This window comes from Pseudomonas sp. HC1(2025) (assembly GCF_058742075.1).
Map to the genome: position 1 here is coordinate 1,593,615 of NZ_CP196017.1, position 20,376 is coordinate 1,613,990.

The 20,376-nt window shown below is 58.4% G+C and carries 19 protein-coding genes and 1 tRNA gene; 10 read left to right on the forward strand and 10 right to left on the reverse strand.

What is annotated here, in order from left to right; genetic code table 11:
- Window positions 1–23 precede the first annotated feature (23 nt).
- Window positions 24–569: a DUF2058 domain-containing protein gene (locus tag ACSSVH_RS07065; protein WP_076963006.1), complete on the forward strand. Its 546-nt coding sequence runs from the start codon at window positions 24–26 to the stop codon at window positions 567–569.
- A gap of 93 nt (window positions 570–662) precedes the next feature.
- Here ACSSVH_RS07065 and ACSSVH_RS07070 read toward each other — a convergent pair whose 3' ends face one another.
- The 4 genes from ACSSVH_RS07070 to purM all read right to left on the reverse strand — a co-directional run bounded on the left by ACSSVH_RS07070 (window position 663) and on the right by purM (window position 3,649).
- Window positions 663–851, reverse strand: coding sequence for a hypothetical protein (locus ACSSVH_RS07070; protein ID WP_032857031.1), 189 nt, complete (start codon window positions 849–851; stop codon window positions 663–665).
- Window positions 852–1,218: 367 nt separating this feature from the next.
- A complete protein-coding gene (locus tag ACSSVH_RS07075; RefSeq protein ID WP_169956983.1) occupies window positions 1,219–1,932 on the reverse strand; it encodes a DUF3108 domain-containing protein in 714 nt (237 codons plus the stop codon).
- An 8-nt stretch (window positions 1,933–1,940) separates the two neighbouring features.
- A complete protein-coding gene (gene purN / locus ACSSVH_RS07080) occupies window positions 1,941–2,591 on the reverse strand; it encodes a phosphoribosylglycinamide formyltransferase (protein ID WP_169956984.1) in 651 nt (216 codons plus the stop codon).
- Window positions 2,591–3,649, reverse strand: coding sequence for a phosphoribosylformylglycinamidine cyclo-ligase (gene purM, locus ACSSVH_RS07085; protein ID WP_169956985.1), 1,059 nt, complete (start codon window positions 3,647–3,649; stop codon window positions 2,591–2,593). The genes purN and purM overlap by 1 nt, the downstream gene beginning before the upstream one ends.
- 358 nt (window positions 3,650–4,007) lie before the next feature.
- On the opposite strand from purM, the gene ACSSVH_RS07090 reads away from it, so the two are divergent.
- The 5 genes from ACSSVH_RS07090 (at window position 4,008) to ACSSVH_RS07110 (ending at window position 8,630) form a co-directional block, all read left to right on the forward strand.
- Entirely contained in the window at window positions 4,008–5,066 is a 1,059-nt protein-coding gene (locus tag ACSSVH_RS07090; protein WP_492634271.1) for a DUF2066 domain-containing protein, read from the forward strand.
- 43 nt (window positions 5,067–5,109) lie between these two features.
- Window positions 5,110–6,183, forward strand: coding sequence for an AI-2E family transporter (locus ACSSVH_RS07095; protein WP_169956987.1), 1,074 nt, complete (start codon window positions 5,110–5,112; stop codon window positions 6,181–6,183).
- Between the two features lie 215 nt (window positions 6,184–6,398).
- On the forward strand, window positions 6,399–7,103 hold the full coding sequence (hda, locus tag ACSSVH_RS07100) for a DnaA regulatory inactivator Hda (protein ID WP_029292403.1): 705 nt from the start codon (window positions 6,399–6,401) through the stop codon (window positions 7,101–7,103).
- A gap of 213 nt (window positions 7,104–7,316) precedes the next feature.
- Window positions 7,317–7,946: a C40 family peptidase gene (locus tag ACSSVH_RS07105; protein ID WP_057438759.1), complete on the forward strand. Its 630-nt coding sequence runs from the start codon at window positions 7,317–7,319 to the stop codon at window positions 7,944–7,946.
- Window positions 7,947–8,090: 144 nt separating this feature from the next.
- Complete coding sequence (locus ACSSVH_RS07110) at window positions 8,091–8,630, forward strand: C40 family peptidase (RefSeq protein WP_172313346.1); 540 nt, start codon at window positions 8,091–8,093, stop codon at window positions 8,628–8,630.
- Here the strand turns inward: ACSSVH_RS07110 and ACSSVH_RS07115 are convergent.
- Window positions 8,627–9,439 carry a c-type cytochrome gene (locus tag ACSSVH_RS07115; protein ID WP_492634272.1) on the reverse strand — a complete coding sequence of 271 codons (813 nt, stop codon included), beginning with the start codon at window positions 9,437–9,439 and terminating at the stop codon, window positions 8,627–8,629. The two genes, ACSSVH_RS07110 and ACSSVH_RS07115, sit on opposite strands and share 4 nt — an antisense overlap.
- Before the next feature lie 686 nt (window positions 9,440–10,125).
- Here ACSSVH_RS07115 and ACSSVH_RS07120 point away from each other — a divergent pair.
- The 3 genes from ACSSVH_RS07120 to ACSSVH_RS07130 all read left to right on the forward strand — a co-directional run bounded on the left by ACSSVH_RS07120 (window position 10,126) and on the right by ACSSVH_RS07130 (window position 14,313).
- Complete coding sequence (locus ACSSVH_RS07120; RefSeq protein WP_169956990.1) at window positions 10,126–11,331, forward strand: acetyl-CoA C-acetyltransferase; 1,206 nt, start codon at window positions 10,126–10,128, stop codon at window positions 11,329–11,331.
- A gap of 16 nt (window positions 11,332–11,347) precedes the next feature.
- Window positions 11,348–13,492: a 3-hydroxyacyl-CoA dehydrogenase NAD-binding domain-containing protein gene (locus ACSSVH_RS07125; protein ID WP_492634273.1), complete on the forward strand. Its 2,145-nt coding sequence runs from the start codon at window positions 11,348–11,350 to the stop codon at window positions 13,490–13,492.
- A gap of 98 nt (window positions 13,493–13,590) precedes the next feature.
- Window positions 13,591–14,313, forward strand: coding sequence for an amidotransferase (locus tag ACSSVH_RS07130; RefSeq protein ID WP_169956992.1), 723 nt, complete (start codon window positions 13,591–13,593; stop codon window positions 14,311–14,313).
- Window positions 14,314–14,337: 24 nt separating this feature from the next.
- Here ACSSVH_RS07130 and ACSSVH_RS07135 read toward each other — a convergent pair whose 3' ends face one another.
- From ACSSVH_RS07135 to ACSSVH_RS07145, 3 genes are all read right to left on the reverse strand, one after another.
- Window positions 14,338–15,309: a magnesium and cobalt transport protein CorA gene (locus ACSSVH_RS07135; RefSeq protein WP_169956993.1), complete on the reverse strand. Its 972-nt coding sequence runs from the start codon at window positions 15,307–15,309 to the stop codon at window positions 14,338–14,340.
- Between the two features lie 79 nt (window positions 15,310–15,388).
- Window positions 15,389–16,111, reverse strand: coding sequence for a 1-acylglycerol-3-phosphate O-acyltransferase (locus ACSSVH_RS07140; protein WP_169956994.1), 723 nt, complete (start codon window positions 16,109–16,111; stop codon window positions 15,389–15,391).
- Between the two features lie 216 nt (window positions 16,112–16,327).
- On the reverse strand, window positions 16,328–17,017 hold the full coding sequence (locus tag ACSSVH_RS07145; protein WP_169956995.1) for a crotonase/enoyl-CoA hydratase family protein: 690 nt from the start codon (window positions 17,015–17,017) through the stop codon (window positions 16,328–16,330).
- 333 nt (window positions 17,018–17,350) lie between these two features.
- On the opposite strand from ACSSVH_RS07145, the gene ACSSVH_RS07150 reads away from it, so the two are divergent.
- A tRNA-Ser gene (locus ACSSVH_RS07150) sits at window positions 17,351–17,440 on the forward strand.
- A 560-nt stretch (window positions 17,441–18,000) separates the two neighbouring features.
- Here ACSSVH_RS07150 and ACSSVH_RS07155 read toward each other — a convergent pair.
- The gene (locus ACSSVH_RS07155) at window positions 18,001–18,930 is read right to left on the reverse strand and encodes a hypothetical protein (protein ID WP_492634274.1); all 930 of its coding nucleotides are present in this window, start codon (window positions 18,928–18,930) and stop codon (window positions 18,001–18,003) included.
- Between the two features lie 214 nt (window positions 18,931–19,144).
- Window positions 19,145–20,338 carry an Arm DNA-binding domain-containing protein gene (locus ACSSVH_RS07160; protein ID WP_492634275.1) on the reverse strand — a complete coding sequence of 398 codons (1,194 nt, stop codon included), beginning with the start codon at window positions 20,336–20,338 and terminating at the stop codon, window positions 19,145–19,147.
- Between the last annotated feature and the right edge of the window lie 38 nt (window positions 20,339–20,376).

The window sequence follows — 20,376 nt, forward strand, 5'->3', positions numbered from 1 at the left end:
AGTTGCCTAAGTGAGTAAGCACCATGAGCATTTCCCTTCGCGACCAGTTGCTCAAAGCAGGCCTGGTCAATCAGAAGCAGGCCAAGCAGGTCGGCAAAGACAAGCAGAAGCAGCAGCGCCTGGTTCACAAAGGCCAGGCCCAGGCCGATGACACCCAGCAGCGCCTGGCCCTGGAAGCGCAGGCCGAGAAGGTCAAGCGCGACCAGGAGCTCAACCGCCAGCAGCAGGAAAAGGTCGAGGCCAAGGCCCGTGCTGCGCAGGTCAAGCAATTGATCGAGACCTCGCGCCTGCCCAAGTTGACCACCGAGGACTACTACAACTTCGTGGACGACAAGAAGGTCAAGCGCCTGTCGGTCAACACCTTGATGCGCAACAAGCTGAGCAACGGCTCGTTGGCGATTGTCCATCACGGCGGCGGCTACGAAGTGATCCCGCGGGAGGCCGCGCTGAAAATCCAGGAGCGCGCCCCTGAGCGTATCGTGCAGATGAACATCCTTACCGAGGCCCAGGTGCCGGATGAAGATGATCCGTATGCCGCCTACCAGATCCCTGACGATCTGATGTGGTAAGGCGTTAAAACAACAAACCCCGCTCAAAAGGCGGGGTTTGTGTTTATAGGCACTGCGGCTGCGTGGGCCGGGTGGCTATGGGATTTCAGTTATTCAGGAGCTAGATGCCTGGCGTCTCATTTCGAGGGTTTCGAGCTCGTTTTTATAGTTATGGGCGTCGCACTCGTTGTGAAACATACCGACCAGCAGGTCTTGTTGATGCACATCCCAGATATGAATCCCGTGGGCCAGGGCCTCGTGGGACATATGGGCATCGTCGCGTTCCGTTACTTTTACTGTCATCTGCTTGCTCCAGTCTCTGGTTGATCTGCGGCAAGGCGTCGCAGGCCTTTGTTATATATTTTGTTAGCTTGCTAAGTAAACTGACTTTGCGAGCAACAATTCATTGCAGCAAACGCAACAATGCTCCAGGCCACGTAAACCGCGACATTGCGTCGCAGGGGGCGGGGTTTTATGACAAAAGTTTCATGTTTGAGTGAGGCTTTGGCTGTGTGCCGGGCATCCCACCGCTATCGCAGGCAAGCCAGCTTGGAATGCGCTTACCTGTGGGAGCAGGCTTGCCTGCGATAGATAGCGCCAGTCGCCTCACCACAAACTCCAGGCGAAAAAAAGCCCCGCATTTAGCGAGGCTCTTTCAACCCATCAACGATCAGATGCCTTTCACAGCCTTGCCATTGACCGTGCCGTCCAACAGCATGATGTTGTATTCCTTGCCGTCGGTTTCGACTTGCTGCAGGCGAACCAGCAGGTAGTCCCAATCCTTGGCAAACCACATCACGGTGGTGCGCTTGCTTTGCGTCGGGTCGCGTACGCGTTCAACCTTGATGGCGTCGATCTTGCCGGCCTTGGTGTCGACTTTCTCGGCACCCAGCACGCGGAAGTCATAGGTGTCGACTTCGCCGTCATCCACCACCTGGTAGCTCATGGTTTTCTTGCCGGCGGCCACGTCATGCTGCAGGGCCAACTGGTAAGTGGATTTGTCGACCATGCCACGGTTCAGCGGGATCTTCACTGCATCGCCGCGATCGGTACCGGTGACCATCTTGGCGGTCCAGTCGAAGTCCAGGTCGGCTTTCTTGGCTTTACCCAGCCCACCTCGTTCAAAGTGGTAGGACTGTGGCAGCAAAGTATCCTTGTCCAGGGTCAAGGTACTTGTTTCGGTCAGGCTGGCGATCATCATCGAGGCCTTGAAGCTGAGCTTCCAGGTACCGTCGGCGGTTTTTTCCAGGCTGCGTTCCGCAGTACCGCTCATGGGCAACTGCTTCCAGTCGGCGGTATAGCTGGCGGAGAAAGGCTGAAGATCTGCCGCGTGCACGGTAGGCAGGGCAAGCAGAGCAAAAGCGAAGAGCAGGGCGCGACGCATAAAATCTCCTAGGTACGAATCAAGTGGCCGCTGGCCGCAAGTAACTGGCCGTCCAACAATGCACCCTGTTCACCGAGAACCAAGCGTCCTTCGGCAAACCAGCGAACCGCCAGCGGGTAAATCCTGTGTTCCTGGGTGTGAACCCGTTGCGCAAGGCTCTGCGCTGAGTCCGCAGACTCTACCGGAACTACTGCCTGTACGACCAGTGGCCCGCCATCGAGTTCCTCGGTGACAAAGTGCACGCTGCAGCCGTGCTCTGTATCGCCGGCCTCAAGGGCCCGCTGGTGAGTGTGTAACCCTTTGTATTTGGGCAGCAGGGAAGGGTGGATATTCAGCAGGCGCCCCTGGTAATGGCGCACGAAATCAGCGCTGAGAATGCGCATGAAGCCGGCGAGCACCACGAGTTTGGGGTTGAAGGCGTCGATCAGTTCGATCAAGGCTGCATCGAAGGCCTCGCGACCTTCGAACGCCTTGTGATCCAGGGAGCGGGTATCGATACCCGCGTCCTGGGCGCGTTGCAGGCCGTAGGCGTCGCTGCGGTTGGAAATCACCGCAGCGATGCGCACCGGGCTGTCGCCGGCGCGCGTGCTGTCGATCAGGGCCTGCAAGTTACTGCCGGTGCCGGAGAGCAGCACCACGACATCACAGGTTGCTGGCATCAGTGAGCCTTGAGGTTCTTCAGTTCAACCTGGGCAGCGCCTTCGGCAGCGGTGGCGATCTGGCCGATCACCCATGGCTGCTCGCCGGCTTCACGCAGTACGTTCAGCGCGCTTTCCACGTGTTCTTGCGCCACGCAGATGACCATGCCCACGCCGCAGTTCAGCACGCGGTGCATTTCGGTTTCGTTGACGTTGCCTTTCTCTTGCAGCCAGTCGAAGACCGCCGGGCGCTGCCAGCTGGCCACGTCGACGATGGCCTGGGCGCCTTTTGGCAGCACGCGCGGGATGTTGTCCAGCAGGCCGCCACCGGTGATGTGGGCCATGGCCTTGACTGCGCCAGTGTCCTTGATCAGCTTGAGCAACGGCTTGACGTAGATGCGGGTCGGGGCCATCAGCAGGTCGGTCAAAGGCTTGCCATCGAGCTGGGTGTTCTCGATGTCGGCGCCGGACACTTCGATGATCTTGCGGATCAGCGAGTAGCCGTTGGAGTGCGGGCCGGACGATGGCAGGGCCAGCAGGGCGTCACCGGCAGCTACCTTGGAGCCGTCGATGATCTCGGCTTTTTCCACGACGCCGACGCAGAAGCCGGCCAAGTCGTAGTCTTCGCCTTCGTACATGCCCGGCATTTCAGCGGTTTCGCCGCCGACCAGGGAGCAACCCGACAGTTCGCAGCCAGCGCCGATACCGGTGACCACTTGTGCAGCGGTTTCCACGTTCAGTTTGCCGGTGGCGTAGTAGTCGAGGAAGAACAGCGGCTCGGCACCGCATACCACCAGGTCGTTGACGCACATGGCCACCAGGTCGATGCCGATGGTGTCGTGCTTGTTCAGGTTCAGCGCCAGGCGCAGCTTGGTGCCCACGCCGTCGGTGCCGGAGACCAGCACAGGCTGCTTGTAGCCGGCCGGGATCTCGCAGAGGGCGCCGAAACCGCCCAGGCCACCCATGACTTCGGGGCGCGCAGTGCGCTTGGCGACGCTCTTGATGCGTTCGACCAATGCTTCACCGGCGTCGATGTCTACACCGGCGTCCTTGTAGCTCAGGGAGGGTTGCTTGCTCATGATCCAGGCCTTTAGGGGGGGATTCAGGGGTAACGACCGATGCGGTGGGGGTACGGAAGTCGAACACTTCAGGACGCCCAGCCGTTGACGGTCTGCGAAGGCGCGCGATTTTATCAGGCTTGAGGGGCAGCGGCCATCCTCGGGCCGACGGGCAGGGGCATATGGTGCTAAAAAAACCTTAATCGGCGCCGCGATCGCCTGTATTAAGGTATAGCCTTTAACCCGCTATCGTTATGACAGTACGAAAACTTACCGGGGCCTTGTGAATGTTTTGCCGGTCGCTGTGGTCACAGCCTTGCTTAACCTTCTTCACGCGGCCTGTTCCAGCCGCTTTTTTGTCGTTCGGGAATCTTTTTTCATGGGTCTGAGTAGATATTTTTTTGTGGGCTGTTTGTCGTTGGTCAGCCTGGCCAGTCATGCCGAAACCGTTAATGGTCTTTATCAAGTGCTGGAGCCGGTCAGCAGCCAGGCGCCCGAGGAGCGCGCACAAGCTACCCAGCGCGCCCTGGAAACCCTGGTGATCCGCCTCGCCGGCGACACCAAGGCCGCCCAGGGCCCTGGCCTGGCGGCAATTCGCAAGGATCCGCAACAGATCATCAGCCAGTACGGCTACGACGCCGGTCCGCCGGAAAGCCTGCAAGTGGATTTCGATCCGGTCAGCACCGACCGGGCCCTGCGCGATGCCGGCCTGGCGCTGTGGGGTAACAATCGGCCATCGATCCTTGGCTGGTGGCTCAGCGATTCCACCGAAGGCAGCAGCCTGGTGGGTGATGGCCAGGCCGCTGCCGAGCCGCTGCGCCGTGCGGCCCAGCACCGGGGCTTGCCGTTGCGCCTGCCGCTGGGTGACCTCGATGAACAGATCGTTGCCACCGCGCCTAATCTTGAGAGCGCAGATCCCGCGCCCCTGCGTTCGGCCTCCGAGCGTTATGGCGCCGATGCGCTGCTGGCGGTGCATGCCCGTGAAGACGCGGGCCAATGGCAAGCCAAGTGGCGCCTGTGGCTGGGTGACAAAGCCGAGCAGGGCACCGTACAGGGCGCCGACACTGCGGCCTTGGCCGATGCCGTCTTGCTGGCGGTCAGTGAGCGGCTTGCCCCACGGTTTGCGGTAAAAGCCGGGGTGTCGAGCGAGCAGTTGCTGCAAGTGCAGGGCATGACCCTGGAACGCTACGCCGCCCTCGGTCACCTGCTGGAGCCCTTTGGTGCGCAGTTGCAGCGAGTGGATGGCGACCGGATCGTCTATCGGGTCAATGGCAGCAGCGAGCAACTGCGCAGCCAGTTGAGCCTGGCCAAGCTGCAGGAAGTGCCGGCCGGCGAGGCGCTCGCGCCACAACCTGTGCCGGCGCCAGTGGTCGAAGGTGCTTCACCGGCACCCGTGCCGCAAGCCGAGCCCGAGCCGCAGCTGCGTTTTCGTTGGTAAATGTTCTTCCTTATATAGAAGCAACTGACAGATGGAGTGGTTTATGGCGGATACGCGTCGTTGGGTGTGGCTTGGCGGGATTGTCCTGCTGTGCGTCTTTGTGTTCTTGCTGCATTCGATCCTGACGCCGTTCCTGGTCGCGTTGCTGCTGGCTTATCTGTTCGACCCGGTGGTCGATCGCCTGGAAAAACTCGGCCTGTCGCGCACCTGGGGCGTGGTGGCGGTATTTGCGCTGTTTACCCTGATCGTCATGGCGCTGCTGTTGGTGCTGGTGCCGATGCTGGCCAAGCAGATGATCCGCCTGTACGAATTGGCGCCGCAAATGCTCGACTGGCTGCAACACACGGCCATGCCGTGGGCGCAGTCCAAGCTCGGCCTGGCCGATGGCTTCTGGAAGTTCGACAAGGTCAAGGCCGCGATCAGCGAGCATATGGGCCAGACCACCGATATCGTCGGGGTGATCCTCAGCCAAGCCACGGCTTCCAGCCTGGCGCTGATCGGTTGGCTGACCAACCTGGTGTTGATCCCGGTGGTGGCGTTCTACCTGCTGCGTGACTGGGACATCATGATGGCCAAGATCCGCAGCCTGCTGCCCCGTGATAGCGAGGAGCGCATCGTGTCCCTGGCCGGGGAGTGCCATGAGGTACTGGGTGCGTTTGTTCGCGGGCAGTTGCTGGTGATGGTCGCGCTGGGGATTATCTACGCTGGCGGGCTAATGGCGATTGGCCTGGAACTGGGCCTGTTGATCGGCATGATTGCCGGCCTGGCGGCGATTGTGCCGTACATGGGCTTTGTCATCGGGATTGGCGCGGCGCTGGTGGCCGGCCTGTTCCAGTTTGGCGGCGACTTGTACCCGATGCTGGGGATTGTCGCGGTGTTCATGGTCGGCCAGGCCCTGGAAGGCATGGTGCTGACGCCGTTGCTGGTGGGCGACCGCATCGGCCTGCATCCGGTGGCCGTGATCTTTGCGATCCTGGCGGGCGGCGAGCTGTTTGGCTTTACCGGCATCCTCCTGGCGCTGCCGGTGGCGGCGGTGATCATGGTGCTGGTGCGCCATGTGCATGATGTGTACAAGGATTCGGACGTCTATACGGGCGCCGATGACCCTCAGTTGTAAGGCTGATCACAAACCCGGCTCAAGGCCGGGTTTGTTACCTCTAGGGCTTGGCATTTAGCCATCGCGTCAAACAATCTCCAAAAAATCCAATGAGTTAACGCAAACCTTTGATTTTGCTTGTGGTCTGTTGCATTGTGCGCCCGGCGTCACGGGTATAAACTTTGCAAACTTTTCACAGAGGCCACTAACGGTTCGATTGGAACCGTTCAGTCAGCATGAAACCGATTCAGCTGCCCCTAGGTGTGCGTCTGCGTGACGACGCTACCTTCATCAATTACTACCCAGGCGCCAATGCCGCTGCACTCGGCTATGTCGAGCGGCTCTGCGAAGCCGACGCCGGGTGGACGGAAAGCCTGATCTACCTCTGGGGCAAGGACGGCGTGGGGCGGACCCACCTGTTGCAGGCCGCCTGCCTGCGTTTTGAGCAGTTGGGTGAGCCGGCGGTGTACCTGCCGTTGGCCGAGCTGCTGGACCGTGGCATCGGCATCCTCGACAACCTTGAGCAATACGAACTGGTGTGCCTGGACGACCTGCAAGCGGTCGCCGGCCGGGCAGACTGGGAAGAAGCACTGTTCCATCTGTTCAACCGCCTGCGCGACAGTGGCCGGCGCCTGTTGATTGCCGCGTCCACTTCGCCGCGGGAATTGCCGGTCAAGCTGGCAGACCTCAAGTCGCGCCTGACCCTGGCGCTGATCTTCCAGATGCGCCCGCTGTCCGACGAAGACAAGCTGCGGGCCCTGCAACTGCGTGCCTCGCGCCGTGGCTTGCACCTGACCGATGAAGTCGGGCATTTCATCCTCACCCGCGGTACCCGCAGCATGAGCGCGCTGTTCGACTTGCTCGAGCAGCTCGACCAGGCCTCCTTGCAGGCCCAGCGCAAGCTCACTATCCCCTTTCTCAAAGAAACCCTCGGCTGGTAGCCAGCCCTTTGAAACCGGGGCTCCTGGCAAATTCCAGGCGCCAGAAAACCTGCGCATGAGCCGCTATGGCCACTCAAAAGGGTTTAAATGGGGTGTAAGGGCTTAGATGACATAGGTCAAACAAGAAGTCACATAGATCACGATTGAATTTGCAAATCGATGTCATAGAAGGCATAGTCTCGACTTCTTTACATATCAGCCACGGTCGTGCCCATGCTAAATCGCTTCGCACCCCTCGTGCCTCTCGCACTCGTTACCCTGTTGTTTGGTTGCGCCACCCACCCCCAGCAGGTGGTCGAGCAGCAAAAGCCGCAACAACAGCATCAAGCCAAATTCGTCGCAGCACAGTCTTCTTCTGTTTATGAAGAAGAGGTGGCGACCGAAAAAGAACTGGCCCAGTTCGCCGATAGCAAGCCTTACCAGCTGCCGCTGCTGGCCGATAGCATTCTCGAACGCGGCATGTCCCTGATCGGTACCCGTTACCGTTTCGGCGGTACCTCTGAAGCCGGTTTCGACTGCAGTGGCTTTATCGGCTATCTGTTTCGTGAAGAGGCCGGCATGAACCTGCCGCGCTCCACCCGCGAAATGATCAACGTGGATGCACCGTTGGTCGCACGGAACAACCTCAAGCCTGGCGATCTGCTTTTCTTCAGTACCAATGGCCGTGGTCGTGTCAGCCACGCCGGTATCTACCTGGGCGATGACCAGTTCATCCACTCCAGCAGCCGCCGCAGCGGTGGGGTGCGGGTCGATAAGCTGGGCGACAGCTACTGGAGCAAAACCTTCATCGAAGCCAAGCGTGCATTGGCGATGGCCCCGACTACCGTTACCGCTCGCAAGTAAAGTTAAAGTGATACTTGAAGTTTGACGCGTAACCGCTAGAATCCTGAGATATTGTTGCGAACCTGACCGCGCAAGCTTGCTTGCGCGGTCTAGTTTTCAGCGTTCGGCAGCGAAAGCCGCATCCAGATCAGGATTGTTCTGCCCATGTCGACCTCGGCCCGCCTAATTCTTGTTGTTTGCGCCGCACTGCTCAGTGCCTGCGCCAGCCGTCCTCCACCTGCGCCTGTGGCTGTCAAGCCCAAGCCGGTCTTCAACTACGCCACCCAGAACTTTTCGCCAGCGGCTGAAGATGTGCTGTTTCGCGCCCTGGGCCTGGTCGGCACGCCTTATCGCTGGGGCGGCAATACTCCGGATTCGGGGTTTGATTGCAGTGGCCTGATTGGTTTTGTCTACCGCGATGCCGCTGGTATCTCCCTGCCGCGCACCACTCGCGAGTTGATCGTGATGCGGGCCCAGGACGTGCGTGAAGATGCGCTGCAGACCGGTGACTTGCTGTTCTTCGCCACGGGCGGCGGCTCGCAGGTCAGCCATGCCGGCATCTATGTGGGTGAAGGGCGTTTCGTCCATGCACCGCAAACCGGCGGTACGGTGAAGCTTGATACCTTGTCCAAGGCTTACTGGCAGAATGCCTATCTGAGCGCCAAGCGCGTATTGCCGTCGGAGCATCTGGCGCGTAATCCCTAGAAGGGGGCGTCGGTTTTGCGAGTGGCCATATGCTTCAAATAGCCCACCAGCAACTCCAGGTCGGCCTCTGGCAACACGCTGGCGGTAAACGCCGGCATCTTGGCTTGCGGCCAATGCCTCAGGCTCTGGGGATCACGGATGTAACGCTTGAGAAAGTCGCCGCCGAAATATTCGGTGGGGCTGTAGGGTAGATTCAGGTCCGGGCCTACCTGCGCGTCACCCGCGCCGTTTAGGCGATGGCAGGCCAGGCAGTTCTTCTGGAACAGGGCGAACCCCTGGTTGACCGGATCGTCCACCGCCAGCGCAGGGTCCGGCAGTAGCGCCGGGAAGCGTTCGGCAACGGTTTTCAACTGTTTGATCGTCGAGATCTGGAAGGGCCATTGTTCCGGGCTGATCCCGCTCGCCTGGGGTTGGGTCCACACCAGGTAAAACGGCCCGGCGCTGGGCTTGCCCTTGGCCAGCGGGGGCCATGGCTGGGCCGGATCCTCCACCGCCAACCACGCCTGGGCGCCGCTTTGCGAAAGCAGCGGCGCGGCAGCCAGTTCGGCGGCGAAACCATCGAGCGCTACCGCCTGCACATGGTTCTGCGCCAACACGCCCGGCAAGAGTACGGCCAGCGGTACTGCGCGATAGGTCATGTTGCGCTTGTAGGAAACGTCATCAACGATCTGCACGGTTTGCGCTGCCGGGTGCTTGAGCAACTCGGCGGTTTGCCAGGTTGTGCGGCTGTGATCCAGCTCGATGGTCAACGAGGCGGCGCTGGCGGGGTAGGCCAGGATCAGCATCAGCAGGACGATAATGTGTTTCAAGGCGAGTCCCATGTGGCAGTGGCGGTCTGGGCTCAGGATACCGGACATCGACTACGAAACCGTACGCAAAAAAGACAGCCCCGGTCACGGGAACGCTCTACGCGGTTTCCCGGGCGGTGCTGCCAAAGGCTGCAATGTCTAGGTGTGATCGGCCCGCTCAACCAATGATCTTGGTCAGGTTGGGCAAAATCAGAATCAGTGTGGTGGCGAAGAGAATGAGCCCCGCCTGGCGGACTTTCGATTGTTTGAACATGGCTGACTGCCTTTTGTTGTTATTCCTGAGCGTCAAATGCGCCGATGCAAGCACCATCATTGACTACGTTAGGCCTGCGAGATGGCATTTTTCTTACAGCTGCTCCAGCAAGACCCGGCAGCAGCGTCATACACTTCTTACTGATTCAACCTTAGAGCCCATGTCGGGCGTGGCTTAGATCGCTTTCATATCAACTTAGATTGAAATCCTTTTAAAAGCGCATGAGGCATATGGCCATCTTCGCGCCAGCCCCTTGGCTAGACAGCTAAAACGATTAACCTGGGGTTTTCGCCAGCCTCCTACCGTTCGTCTGAGCGTGCTCGTCAAGGCCAATGAGCGCATCGGTCATTGAATCTGCCCTGGCGGCGCTTAAGGTAAGGGCACGGTCGGCTCTCCCCTTGAGAGCTCCATTGCACAGTGGTTCGAGGACGTCATGACCCAAGCTTTGATCTTTGATGCGATACGTACGCCCCGGGGCAAAGGCAAGGCCGATGGCGCCTTGCACAGCGTCAAGCCGGTGAACCTGCTGGCCGGCTTGCTCAGCGCCCTGCAACAGCGCAGTGACCTGGACACGCGCCAGGTGGATGACATCGTGCTCGGTTGCGTCACGCCAGTCGGGGACCAGGGCGCGGATATCGCCAAGACGGCCGCGTTGGTAGCCGACTGGGACGTCAGCGTCGCCGGTGTGCAGGTCAACCGCTTCTGTGCGTCGGGCCTGGAGGCGGTCAACCTTGGGGCGATGAAGGTGCGTTCCGGCTTCGAGGACCTGGTGGTGGTCGGCGGTGTCGAGTCCATGTCCCGCGTGCCCATGGGCAGCGATGGCGGTGCCTGGGTGCTGGACCCGCAGACTAATATGCACAGCCACTTCACGCCCCAGGGGATTGGCGCCGACCTGATCGCCACCCTGGAAGGCTTCAGCCGCGAAGATGTCGACACCTTCGCCTTGCACTCCCAGCAGAAAGCGGCGCGGGCCAGATCAGATGGGTCCTTCAACAAATCCCTGATCCCGGTGCAGGACCAGAACGGCATCGTACTGCTCGATCACGACGAATTTATCCGTGGCGACTCGACGCTCGAAGGGTTGGGCAAACTCAAGCCGAGCTTCGAAATGATGGGGCAGATGGGCTTCGATGCCACGGCCTTGCGGGTCTACAGCCATGTCGAGCGCATCCAGCATGTGCACACACCGGGTAACAGTTCCGGGATTGTCGATGGCGCGGCCTTGATGCTGATCGGCTCCGAGGCCCGGGGCCGTGAATTGGGCCTGCAAGCGCGTGCGCGTATCGTCGCCACCGCCGTCACCAGTACCGATCCGACCATCATGTTGACTGGCCCCGCGCCGGCCACCCGCAAGGCCCTGGCCAAGGCCGGCCTGCGGGTCGAGGACATCGACCTGTTCGAGGTCAACGAAGCCTTCGCCTCGGTGGTGCTCAAGTTCATCAAGGACATGGGCATCGACGCCGCCCGGGTCAATGTCAATGGTGGCTCAATTGCCATGGGCCACCCACTGGGGGCCACGGGGTGCGCGATCCTCGGCACCTTGCTCGACGAGTTGGAGGTGCGCCAGCAGCGCTACGGCCTGGCCACGCTCTGTGTGGGCGGCGGCATGGGTATCGCCACCATTATCGAACGCCTCTGAGCCTAAGGAATCTGTCATGACCGACGCCATTCGTTACGAAAAAGGCCAGGACCAGATCGTGGTGCTGACCCTCGACATGCCCGGCCAGAGTGCCAACACCATGAACGCCGCCTACCGCGAGGCCATGGCCGCCACCGTCGCACGCCTGGATGCGGAAAAGGATGGGATTGCCGGGGTCATAATCACCTCGGCGAAAAAAACCTTCTTTGCCGGCGGTGACCTCAATGAGCTGATCAAAGTCGACAAGCCCCATGCCAAGGCGTTCTACGACATGGTCCTGGGCCTGAAGGCGCAGTTGCGCAGCCTGGAAACCCTCGGCAAGCCGGTGGTGGCCGCGATCAACGGCGCCGCCCTCGGCGGTGGCTGGGAGCTATGCCTGGCGTGCCAGCACCGCGTGGCGCTGGATCATCCAGCCGTGCAGATCGGCTTGCCGGAAGTCACCCTCGGCCTGTTGCCGGGCGGCGGCGGGGTGGTGCGCATGGTGCGCATGCTGGGTCTGGAGAAGGCCTTGCCGTACCTGCTGGAAGGCAAGAAGATCAGCGCGCAGAAGGCCCTGCAAGCCGGGTTGATCGACGAGTTGGCGGCGGATCGCGATGAACTGCTGGCCAAGTCCCGGGCCTGGATCCTGGCCAACCCGACGGCCAAACAGCCTTGGGATATCAAGGGTCACCAGATTCCAGGTGGCACACCGTCCAATCCAAAAGTCGCGCAAATGCTCGCCATTGCGCCGTCGATCCTGCGCAGTAAAACCAATGGCTGCTTCCCGGCGCCGGAGAAAATCCTCTGTGCGGCCGTGGAGGGCGCCCAGGTGGACTTCGACACCGCGCACCTGATCGAGACCCGCTACTTCACCGAGCTCACCACCGGCCAGGTGGCGAAGAATATGATCGGCACCTTCTGGTTCCAGCTCAACGAAATCAACGCCGGGGGCTCACGGCCTGCGGGGTTTGCGCCGTATGTCACGCGCAAGGTCGGCATCCTCGGCGCCGGCATGATGGGCGCGGGGATTGCCTACACCAGTGCATCGGCGGGAGTGGAAGTGGTGCTCAAGGACGTGACGCTGGCGGCGGCAGAGAAGGGCAAGGCCCACTCGGCGGCGCTGCTGGACAAGAAAGTCAGCCGTGGGCAACTGACGCCTGAGCAGCGGGAAAGCACCCTGGCGCGGATCCATCCTACAGACAGCGATGCCGACCTGGCCGGTTGCGACCTGATCATTGAGGCCGTATTCGAAGACCGTGACCTCAAGGCCAAGGTCTCGGCGGCGGCCCAGCGCGTGGTAGGCGCTGACGCGGTGATTGCTTCCAATACGTCCACCTTGCCCATCAGCGGCCTGGCGAATGCGGTGCCAGACCAAGGCAAGTTTATCGGCCTGCATTTCTTCAGCCCGGTGGAAAAAATGCCACTGGTGGAAATCATCAAAGGCGCCAATACCAGCGACGAAACCCTGGCTCGGGGCTTTGACTTCGTACTGCAAATCAAGAAAACCCCGATTGTGGTGAACGACAGTCGCGGCTTTTTCACCTCGCGGGTATTTGGCACCTTCACCAACGAAGGCATCACCCTGCTCGGCGAAGGCGTGGCTGCGCCGATGATCGAGACCGAAGCGCGCAAGGCCGGGATGCCGATTGGTCCGCTGGCGATTTCTGACGAAGTTTCCCTCAGCCTGATGAGCCATATCCGTCAGCAGACAGCCAAGGATCTGCACGCCGAAGGCAAGACGCTGCCCGAGCATCCGGCGTTTGCGGTGATCGACCTGTTGCTCAATGAGTACAAGCGCCCGGGCAAGGCGGCGGGCGGTGGTTTCTACGAATACCCCAGCGGTGGCCAGAAATACCTGTGGCCAGAACTCAAGGCACGCTTCGAGAAGCCCGGCCAGCAGATTTCGGCACAGGATGTGCGCGACCGCCTGCTGTTTATCCAGGCCATCGAAACAGTGCGGTGTGTGGAGGAGGGCGTGTTGATGTCCACCGCCGATGCCAATATTGGTTCGATCTTCGGCATCGGCTTTGCGGCGTGGACCGGCGGGGCGCTGCAGTTTATCAACCAGTACGGTTTGAACGACTTCGTGGCGCGGGCGCGTTACCTGGCCGAGCAATACGGCGAACGGTTCACCCCGCCAGCCTTGTTGCTGGAAAAGGCCGCCCAGGGCACAACGTTCTAACCTCCTGACAGGTCATGGGTGGGGGCTTGCCTTGAAAGGGTATTTCAGGGCAGGCTGGCGGGTGTGCGTTATTCCCATCACCGTGTCAGGTATTTTTTATGTCGCTACGCGTCTGCATTCTGGAAACCGATATCCTGCGTCCGGAACTGGTCGATCAATATCAAGGTTACGGGCAGATGTTCCAGCGCCTGTTTTCGCAGCAGCCGATTGCCGCCGAATTCGTCGTCTACAACGTGATGCAAGGCCACTACCCGGCGGACAGCGAAGTGTTCGACGCGTACCTGGTCACGGGCAGCAAGGCGGATTCCTTCGCTACCGATCCGTGGATCGAAACCCTCAAGGCCTACCTGCTGAACCGTTACGAGCGGGGCGACAAGCTGCTCGGCATCTGTTTCGGCCATCAACTACTGGCGCTGCTGCTGGGCGGCAAGAGCGAGCGGGCGAGCCAGGGCTGGGGCGTGGGCACGCACAACTATCAATTGGCCGCCAAGGCGCCGTGGATGAGCCCGGTGGTAGAAGAACTGACCCTATTGATCAGCCACCAGGACCAGGTCACCGCCTTGCCGGAAAACGCCACGGTGATCGCTTCCAGCGATTTCTGCCCGTTTGCCGCTTATCACATCAATGATCAGGTGCTGTGCTTCCAGGGGCATCCGGAGTTTATCCACGATTACTCCCGGGCCTTGCTCGACATTCGCCAGCTCAACCTTGGCGAACAGATCTACCAGCAGGGCGTCGCCAGCCTTGCCCATGACCACCACGGGGTAACCGTGGCGGAATGGATGATGCGTTTTGTAGCCCACAAGCCGCAGGTCGCCTGACCCCGGCCGGCCGGGGTGGGCAGGTTACAGCCACCCCGAGCGCTTGAAGCTGGCCCACAGGCCCGTACACCCCACCGCGATAAATCCCAGCACCGCAAAATAGCCGTAGTGCCATTGCAGTTCCGGCATGTTCTGGAAGTTCATCCCATAGATCCCGGCCACCGCCGTGGGGAATGCGAGGATCGCCGCCCAGGCTGCAAACTTGCGCTGCACCACGCTCTGGCGCGAGGCTTCGAGCAGCACGCCGATCTCGATGGTCTGGCTGGCGATGTCGCGCAGGGTCGAAAGGTCTTCCATCTGCCGCGTGACGTGGATCTCTACATCGCGAAAGTATGGGCGCATGTTCTTGTCGATAAACGGGAAGCTCAGCTTTTGCAATTCCTCGCTGATTTCCACCATTGGCGCCACATGCCGGCGCAGCCGCAGTACGTCGCGGCGCAGGCCGTGCAGGTTCTGGATATCGCGCTCGTTCAGGGAGTTGCACAACACGTTGTGCTCCAGCGCATCGATCTCGGCATGAATCGCCTCACTCACGGGCTGGTAGTTTTCGGTGACAAAATCCAGCAGGGCATAGAGTACGAAATCTTCCCCGTGCTCCAGCAGTAGCGGCCGCGCCTCACAGCGCTGGCGTACATAGCCGTAGGACGCCGAGTGGCCGTTGCGCGCGGTGATGATATAGCCGTTGCCGGCAAAAATATGGGTCTCGATAAACTCCAGCTTGCCTTCATGGCGCACCGGCGAATAAGTCACGATAAACAGTGCGTCGCCAAAGGTTTCCAGCTTCGGCCGGCTGTGTTTTTCGAGGGCGTCTTCGATGGCCAGTTCATGCAGGTTGAACTGGCGTTGCAGGTTGGCCAGTTCCTGGGCGTCGGGCTCTTCCAGGCCGATCCATACAAAGTGATCAGGCTTGGCCGCCCAGGCGGCGCCTTCATCGAGGGTGATATCCCGGACTTTTTTACCGGCGCTATAGACGGCCGCCGCAACAACTCTACCCATAATGCTGATCGCTTCTTCACAAGTGGCAGTAACCGGCCAGCTTAGCCTGAAACGCCACATTGTAGGAGCCGGCTTGCCGTCAGGTTTTTTGCAGTGCTTGATCCATGGCTTCAATGCACTCGACCATTTGCGTCCGGCACTTCTCCATCAGCCCGGGCATGTCATCCATCGTCAATCCTGCTGTAGGGATCGGCGCCAATGACCGGATCAAGATATCGCCGCTGTTCCAGCGATTGAGCTTCATCTGCGTCACATAGGTACTGACGCACACCGGCACAATCGGCACTCCGGCGGCAATCGCCATTTGGAACGCGCCCTTCTTGAACGGCAGCAACGATTCACCCAGGTTGCGTGTGCCTTCCGGAAACACCCAGATCGAGGTTTCTTCGTGTTGCAGGGTATGGGTGGTGGTCAACATCGACCGCCGCGCCTTCTGCGCATTGCCCCGGTCAATCAACACATTGCCCGCCAGCCAGAACAGTTGCCCGAACAGTGGCACCCACTTCAGGCTTTTTTTGCCGATGCACACGGTGCGATAGGGCACCACATTGCCGAACACGAACAAATCATAGTTGGACTGGTGGTTGGCAATAATCACGCAACTGCTCGGCTTGTTGCGCAGCGAGTCCACTTGCGGCTTGACCCGCAGCCGCAGGATCCACATGGCCGGCAGAGCATACAGGCGTGCGCACAGGCGGCTGTTATCCGGGTTGAACGGCCGGCAGATCCCCAGCAGCACGCCCAGCACACCGGCAATCAGAAAATGCAGGCCCATCAATAACATGCGTAAACAATAGAGCATCGACACGGACCATCGGGACAAAAGGTGGCGCAGTGTACGGACGTGCACTGTATTCGGCAATTACCCCTGTAGAGGTAGGAGATGGGCGATGTTTAAGTACATGTTTCAGCAGATGGAGACAGATGCCATCTAGAGCGGTTGCAAGGTGATTCAGAACGGGCTGTAAGAAAAAGCCCGACACAGGGTCGGGCTTTGTTTGATGCGGTCTCGGGAGACTCAGCCCAGATGTTCCTGGTCCTGAATGATCGCGTTATCCAGCAGATCCAGCAGGGCTTTACGCACCTTCAGCTTGGTTTGCTTGTGGGCGTTCATATTGATCTTCTTCAACTGCCGCGCCGCTTCCAGGGCCGCGGCTTGCAGCTCTTCGGGTGCCACCACCTTATCGAGGAAACCGGCGCTCAAGGCGTCTTGCGGGGTGAACATCTCGGCATTGATCACCGAACGATGAAACGCCGACTTACGCAGGCGATCGCGGGCCAGTTCAATCCCGGCATGGTGCATGGTCATGCCGATCATCACTTCATTCAGACCAATGCTAAAAGGCCCCTCGACACCAATCCGGTAATCGACCGACAGCAACAGGAACGCCCCCTTTGCCACCGCATGCCCAGGGCACGCGACAATCACCGGAAACGGGTGCGACAACAGGCGACGCGCCAGGGTCGAGCCCGACGTCACCAGGCTGACCGCCTCTTTAGGGCCGGCCGTCATCACTTTCAAATCATAACCACCCGACAGAATCCCCGGCGTACCGGTGATAATCACCACCGCGCGATCCTTCTCGGCCTGGTCCAGCGCTTCATTAAACGCACTGACCACGGCAGGGGAAATGGCATTGACCTTACCGTTGCTCAAGGTCAGGGTCGCGATACCGTCTTCGAGGTGGTAGGCAATCAACTCACTCATGACGCGATTCCTTGTAATACGTTTAATAGAAGGCCAGGCCGCAGACGTTACCCAGCATGGCCGCCCCGGTAAAGCGCCATGACTGACTGGCCAGTCAGACTTTTCCCAACCGCCCGGCCCAGAGTAGGCTACGTCAGGGCTCGCCAGCCACCTTGGCCCCATACCGACACGCCTTGAGAATGGCACAATCGCCGCCCTCCACACCGCGCCAGAGGGAGGCGGCATGGGATAACCGTCTAAGCGCATGAAAATTCTGAAAAAAACCTTTGCCATCGGAAAAGCTTTCGACTACATTAGCGCGCCTCGACAGACTGAATCAGTTTGACGAGATACGGTGAAGTGTCCGAGTGGCTTAAGGAGCACGCCTGGAAAGTGTGTATACAGGAAACTGTATCGAGAGTTCGAATCTCTCCTTCACCGCCAAATTCGAAACGACTAAACCCCTGAAAACGTTAAAGTTTTCAGGGGTTTTGTGTTTTCAGGGAGGCAAAAAAGACCCATATGGGAACATCCATGGGAATACAGGCTGCTGGACTCCCCGCGTTCGAACCCCTGTTAATGGAGTTCGTCGGCACCTGGTGGCGGAATGTCCAGGTTCCGTTGCAGCATGGGATATGGTCTGGGCTGTCTCTGTTGATCCGCTTGCCGCCGCGTTGTCGTATCCAGGTCCCGCAGATTTGGCCCTCCTGCGAGCTGATCCAGTCAGTCCGACTACCTATGAAATAGTTATAAAATTAAGTAAGTGGGCCCGACAGCATTTTCAATGCTTCCGGCATCGAACGGGAGGGTTTTCTAGTAAGTCTTTAAGAACCGCTCTCTGTGACAACGTTGCTCCACGTGACTGGTCGCTCTTAGCTTTGACGAATACGAAGTGCAGCTATCGCTGCCGGCTTGTTTCGCTGTCTAACTTAGCCATGTCTTCCATCTACATAGACTTGTGGTTTCTAAATAGACCACGCTAGAGAGGTAGAGATAGTAATTTTCTACAAAGAAAGTTCCTTCCAACACAGTTTCGCAGTGTCCATCATCGTTGTCAGAGATTTTGCAAAATCCGCAGGATCTATTTCGCCAAGCTTGTAGTTTGCAATCTTGCCTTTGTATGGGTACTCCAAGAGTACATAGTTATTAATTGCTCTGATTGTTGCGTTTTGGTGTTGGAACATTCCTGTGTCTTTTAAGTATTCTTTGATTTTTGATATTAGCTTTTCGGGTGATAAGTAGTTATTTGTATTTTCAGTGCTTATCTTGTTTTCTGAGTCGATGGGTTTAGGGGTGTCGTGGTGTGAGCCAGGTAAAAACGTTGAATTAATGTAGTTTTTGAAGTTTTCATTCTCAATTGTTAAGGTTGAGATTTCACTGTTTTGGATGTTTGTTTTGGCTTCTAGTTCTAGGATTTTAGCCGATAGATCTTTTTCCCTAGGTATAACTGCTTTCGAATCTTCTGTCAGTTGATTAATAACTGATTTTAATACTTCAATTTCGCTATCTTTTCTTTTTGTTTGTTCTTCAAAGTCTATTTGAAATTGAACTGTAGATTTTCTGATTTTTCTTGCTTCATCTCTGGTGATTGGCGTTTCATCGTCAATTTTTTGCTGGATCTCTTTGAGTTTTTTTCTGTTTGTTCGAGATATTTCATAAATTTTTGCTGCTGGGTATGGATAAATTAGAATTATTGCGAGAGTTGCCAGTAGTGGAAGGAATACTCCTTTAAGTACGTAATCTTCAACGGATGAGAAAAGATTGAATTCGATATAAGTTATTTTATCTGGCGCTGAAAGGGATGAAAATAATATGAGTATGAGCTTGTAGTTTATCAGGGACCACGAAATAAGAAAGGATCCTAAAAGTGGGCTGGATACACGTTCATATAGTTGGGCTTTTATAGTGGTTGTTATGTCATCTAACATATTCATTCTTTCTTTTTCTATTGTCTAATTTTGGTGGCTTGTAGCCATCATAGATTTCTTCAGTCTTTCCTACAAGCACCTAGCTAACTTGGGGGCAAGATCTTTCCTACATTGCAAAGCATTAGACGGCTGAGCCTCTGAAAAATCGATTCTTTAGGGTGGCAAAAAAACCATGTCCATGGAATACGGGTTACTGTATCGCCTGTGCTCGACTCCGAGACTAAGGTATTTGGTCAGCACCTGATGGATGAATGCCGAGGGCGTTTTGCAACATACCAATGACATCCGGGCCATCTTCGTTGATCCACATACCGTAGTGTTGCCGGATCATATTTGCGCTGGTATGCCCCATCTGTTCAGCTATCCAGTCTACCGAGGCCACGCCCGAGGTCAGCAACTGACTGGCGTAGGTGTGGCGGCACTGGCCTGGCCCGCGGTAACGAACGCCGGCCGCTTTCAAGTGCGCTTTGAAGAACCTATCCCTCACGACGAAGTCGCTGACGTGCGGCAAGCCGCTCTTGGTGTTCAGGAACACGAAGTGCAGTTTGTGCTTGCGGATGGTCTTGTTGTCTCGCTCGACGACGTCGACCGTGTCCACGGTCTTGAGGTGGTTGATTGCATCCAGCTTGCGCAGGGCGTCCCACGCCGGTTCCAGCAAACGCACTTTGCGCGTAGAGCGCCGGGTTTTCGTCACACGATAGGCACCGCGCACCTTCGAACGCCGGAAAGTCACCGTCCCCTGTTTCAGATCGACATCCTCCCAGGCCAGCGCGATGGTCTCCGACACCCGTGGCCCTGCCCAAATCATGAACTGCACCATCAGCAGTTCCTGGGTGCGGTTGGTGTGCGTTTCGAGGATCTGCTTGATTTCCGCCCTGGTGAATGGGTCCGGTGCCTCAGGATCGGGCAGACGCACGAATAACCCTTCAGTTGGGTCGTGGGCTACCTTCTTCCGGGTGCGGTACAGCCGGAACACCTGGCGCACGTTGCTGATGATGTCGCGGATCGTCTTGTTCTTCAGACGCTTCGACAGCGGCCCTTGAATCCACTCTTGCAGGTCCAGGTGGTCAATCTGATCGATCTGAATGTCACCCCAGCGCGGGCGCACATGCACCTCGGCTTTGTTCTTGTACCCACGGAAAGAGGTCGCCGCCACGCTGTTGCTCTTGATGGTCAGCCACAGGTCCAGGTAATGCCCGAAACTGTTCTCGGCCAATTTGCTCGACTCTGGAAAATGCCGGCGGTAATCGAAGGTGCCGGCCTGAATTTCGTACTCGATCACCGTGACCAGGCGCTTTGCGTGCTCCCGGTTGGCCGGCGTGTTGCCGCCGGGCACCAGCTCCCCGCACAGCTCGCCATTGAAACGAAAATAGACCCGTACCGAATTGCCACGGGCCTCTACGCCATCTGCCATATGCGTCCCCACGCGATATATTGAAAGACTCTACCAAC

Coding starts and splice junctions, on each gene's coding strand:
- ACSSVH_RS07110 (WP_172313346.1), top strand. CDS start 8,091: ATGTCGACCTCGGCCCGCCTAATTCTTGTTGTTTGCGCCGCACTGCTC.
- ACSSVH_RS07160 (WP_492634275.1), bottom strand. CDS start 20,338: ATGGCAGATGGCGTAGAGGCCCGTGGCAATTCGGTACGGGTCTATTTT.
- ACSSVH_RS07070 (WP_032857031.1), bottom strand. CDS start 851: ATGACAGTAAAAGTAACGGAACGCGACGATGCCCATATGTCCCACGAG.
- ACSSVH_RS07125 (WP_492634273.1), top strand. CDS start 11,348: ATGACCGACGCCATTCGTTACGAAAAAGGCCAGGACCAGATCGTGGTG.
- ACSSVH_RS07095 (WP_169956987.1), top strand. CDS start 5,110: ATGGCGGATACGCGTCGTTGGGTGTGGCTTGGCGGGATTGTCCTGCTG.
- ACSSVH_RS07130 (WP_169956992.1), top strand. CDS start 13,591: ATGTCGCTACGCGTCTGCATTCTGGAAACCGATATCCTGCGTCCGGAA.
- ACSSVH_RS07155 (WP_492634274.1), bottom strand. CDS start 18,930: ATGAATATGTTAGATGACATAACAACCACTATAAAAGCCCAACTATAT.
- purM (WP_169956985.1), bottom strand. CDS start 3,649: ATGAGCAAGCAACCCTCCCTGAGCTACAAGGACGCCGGTGTAGACATC.
- ACSSVH_RS07090 (WP_492634271.1), top strand. CDS start 4,008: ATGGGTCTGAGTAGATATTTTTTTGTGGGCTGTTTGTCGTTGGTCAGC.
- ACSSVH_RS07140 (WP_169956994.1), bottom strand. CDS start 16,111: ATGCTCTATTGTTTACGCATGTTATTGATGGGCCTGCATTTTCTGATT.
- ACSSVH_RS07120 (WP_169956990.1), top strand. CDS start 10,126: ATGACCCAAGCTTTGATCTTTGATGCGATACGTACGCCCCGGGGCAAA.
- ACSSVH_RS07065 (WP_076963006.1), top strand. CDS start 24: ATGAGCATTTCCCTTCGCGACCAGTTGCTCAAAGCAGGCCTGGTCAAT.
- ACSSVH_RS07105 (WP_057438759.1), top strand. CDS start 7,317: ATGCTAAATCGCTTCGCACCCCTCGTGCCTCTCGCACTCGTTACCCTG.
- hda (WP_029292403.1), top strand. CDS start 6,399: ATGAAACCGATTCAGCTGCCCCTAGGTGTGCGTCTGCGTGACGACGCT.
- ACSSVH_RS07075 (WP_169956983.1), bottom strand. CDS start 1,932: ATGCGTCGCGCCCTGCTCTTCGCTTTTGCTCTGCTTGCCCTGCCTACC.
- purN (WP_169956984.1), bottom strand. CDS start 2,591: ATGCCAGCAACCTGTGATGTCGTGGTGCTGCTCTCCGGCACCGGCAGT.
- ACSSVH_RS07145 (WP_169956995.1), bottom strand. CDS start 17,017: ATGAGTGAGTTGATTGCCTACCACCTCGAAGACGGTATCGCGACCCTG.
- ACSSVH_RS07135 (WP_169956993.1), bottom strand. CDS start 15,309: ATGGGTAGAGTTGTTGCGGCGGCCGTCTATAGCGCCGGTAAAAAAGTC.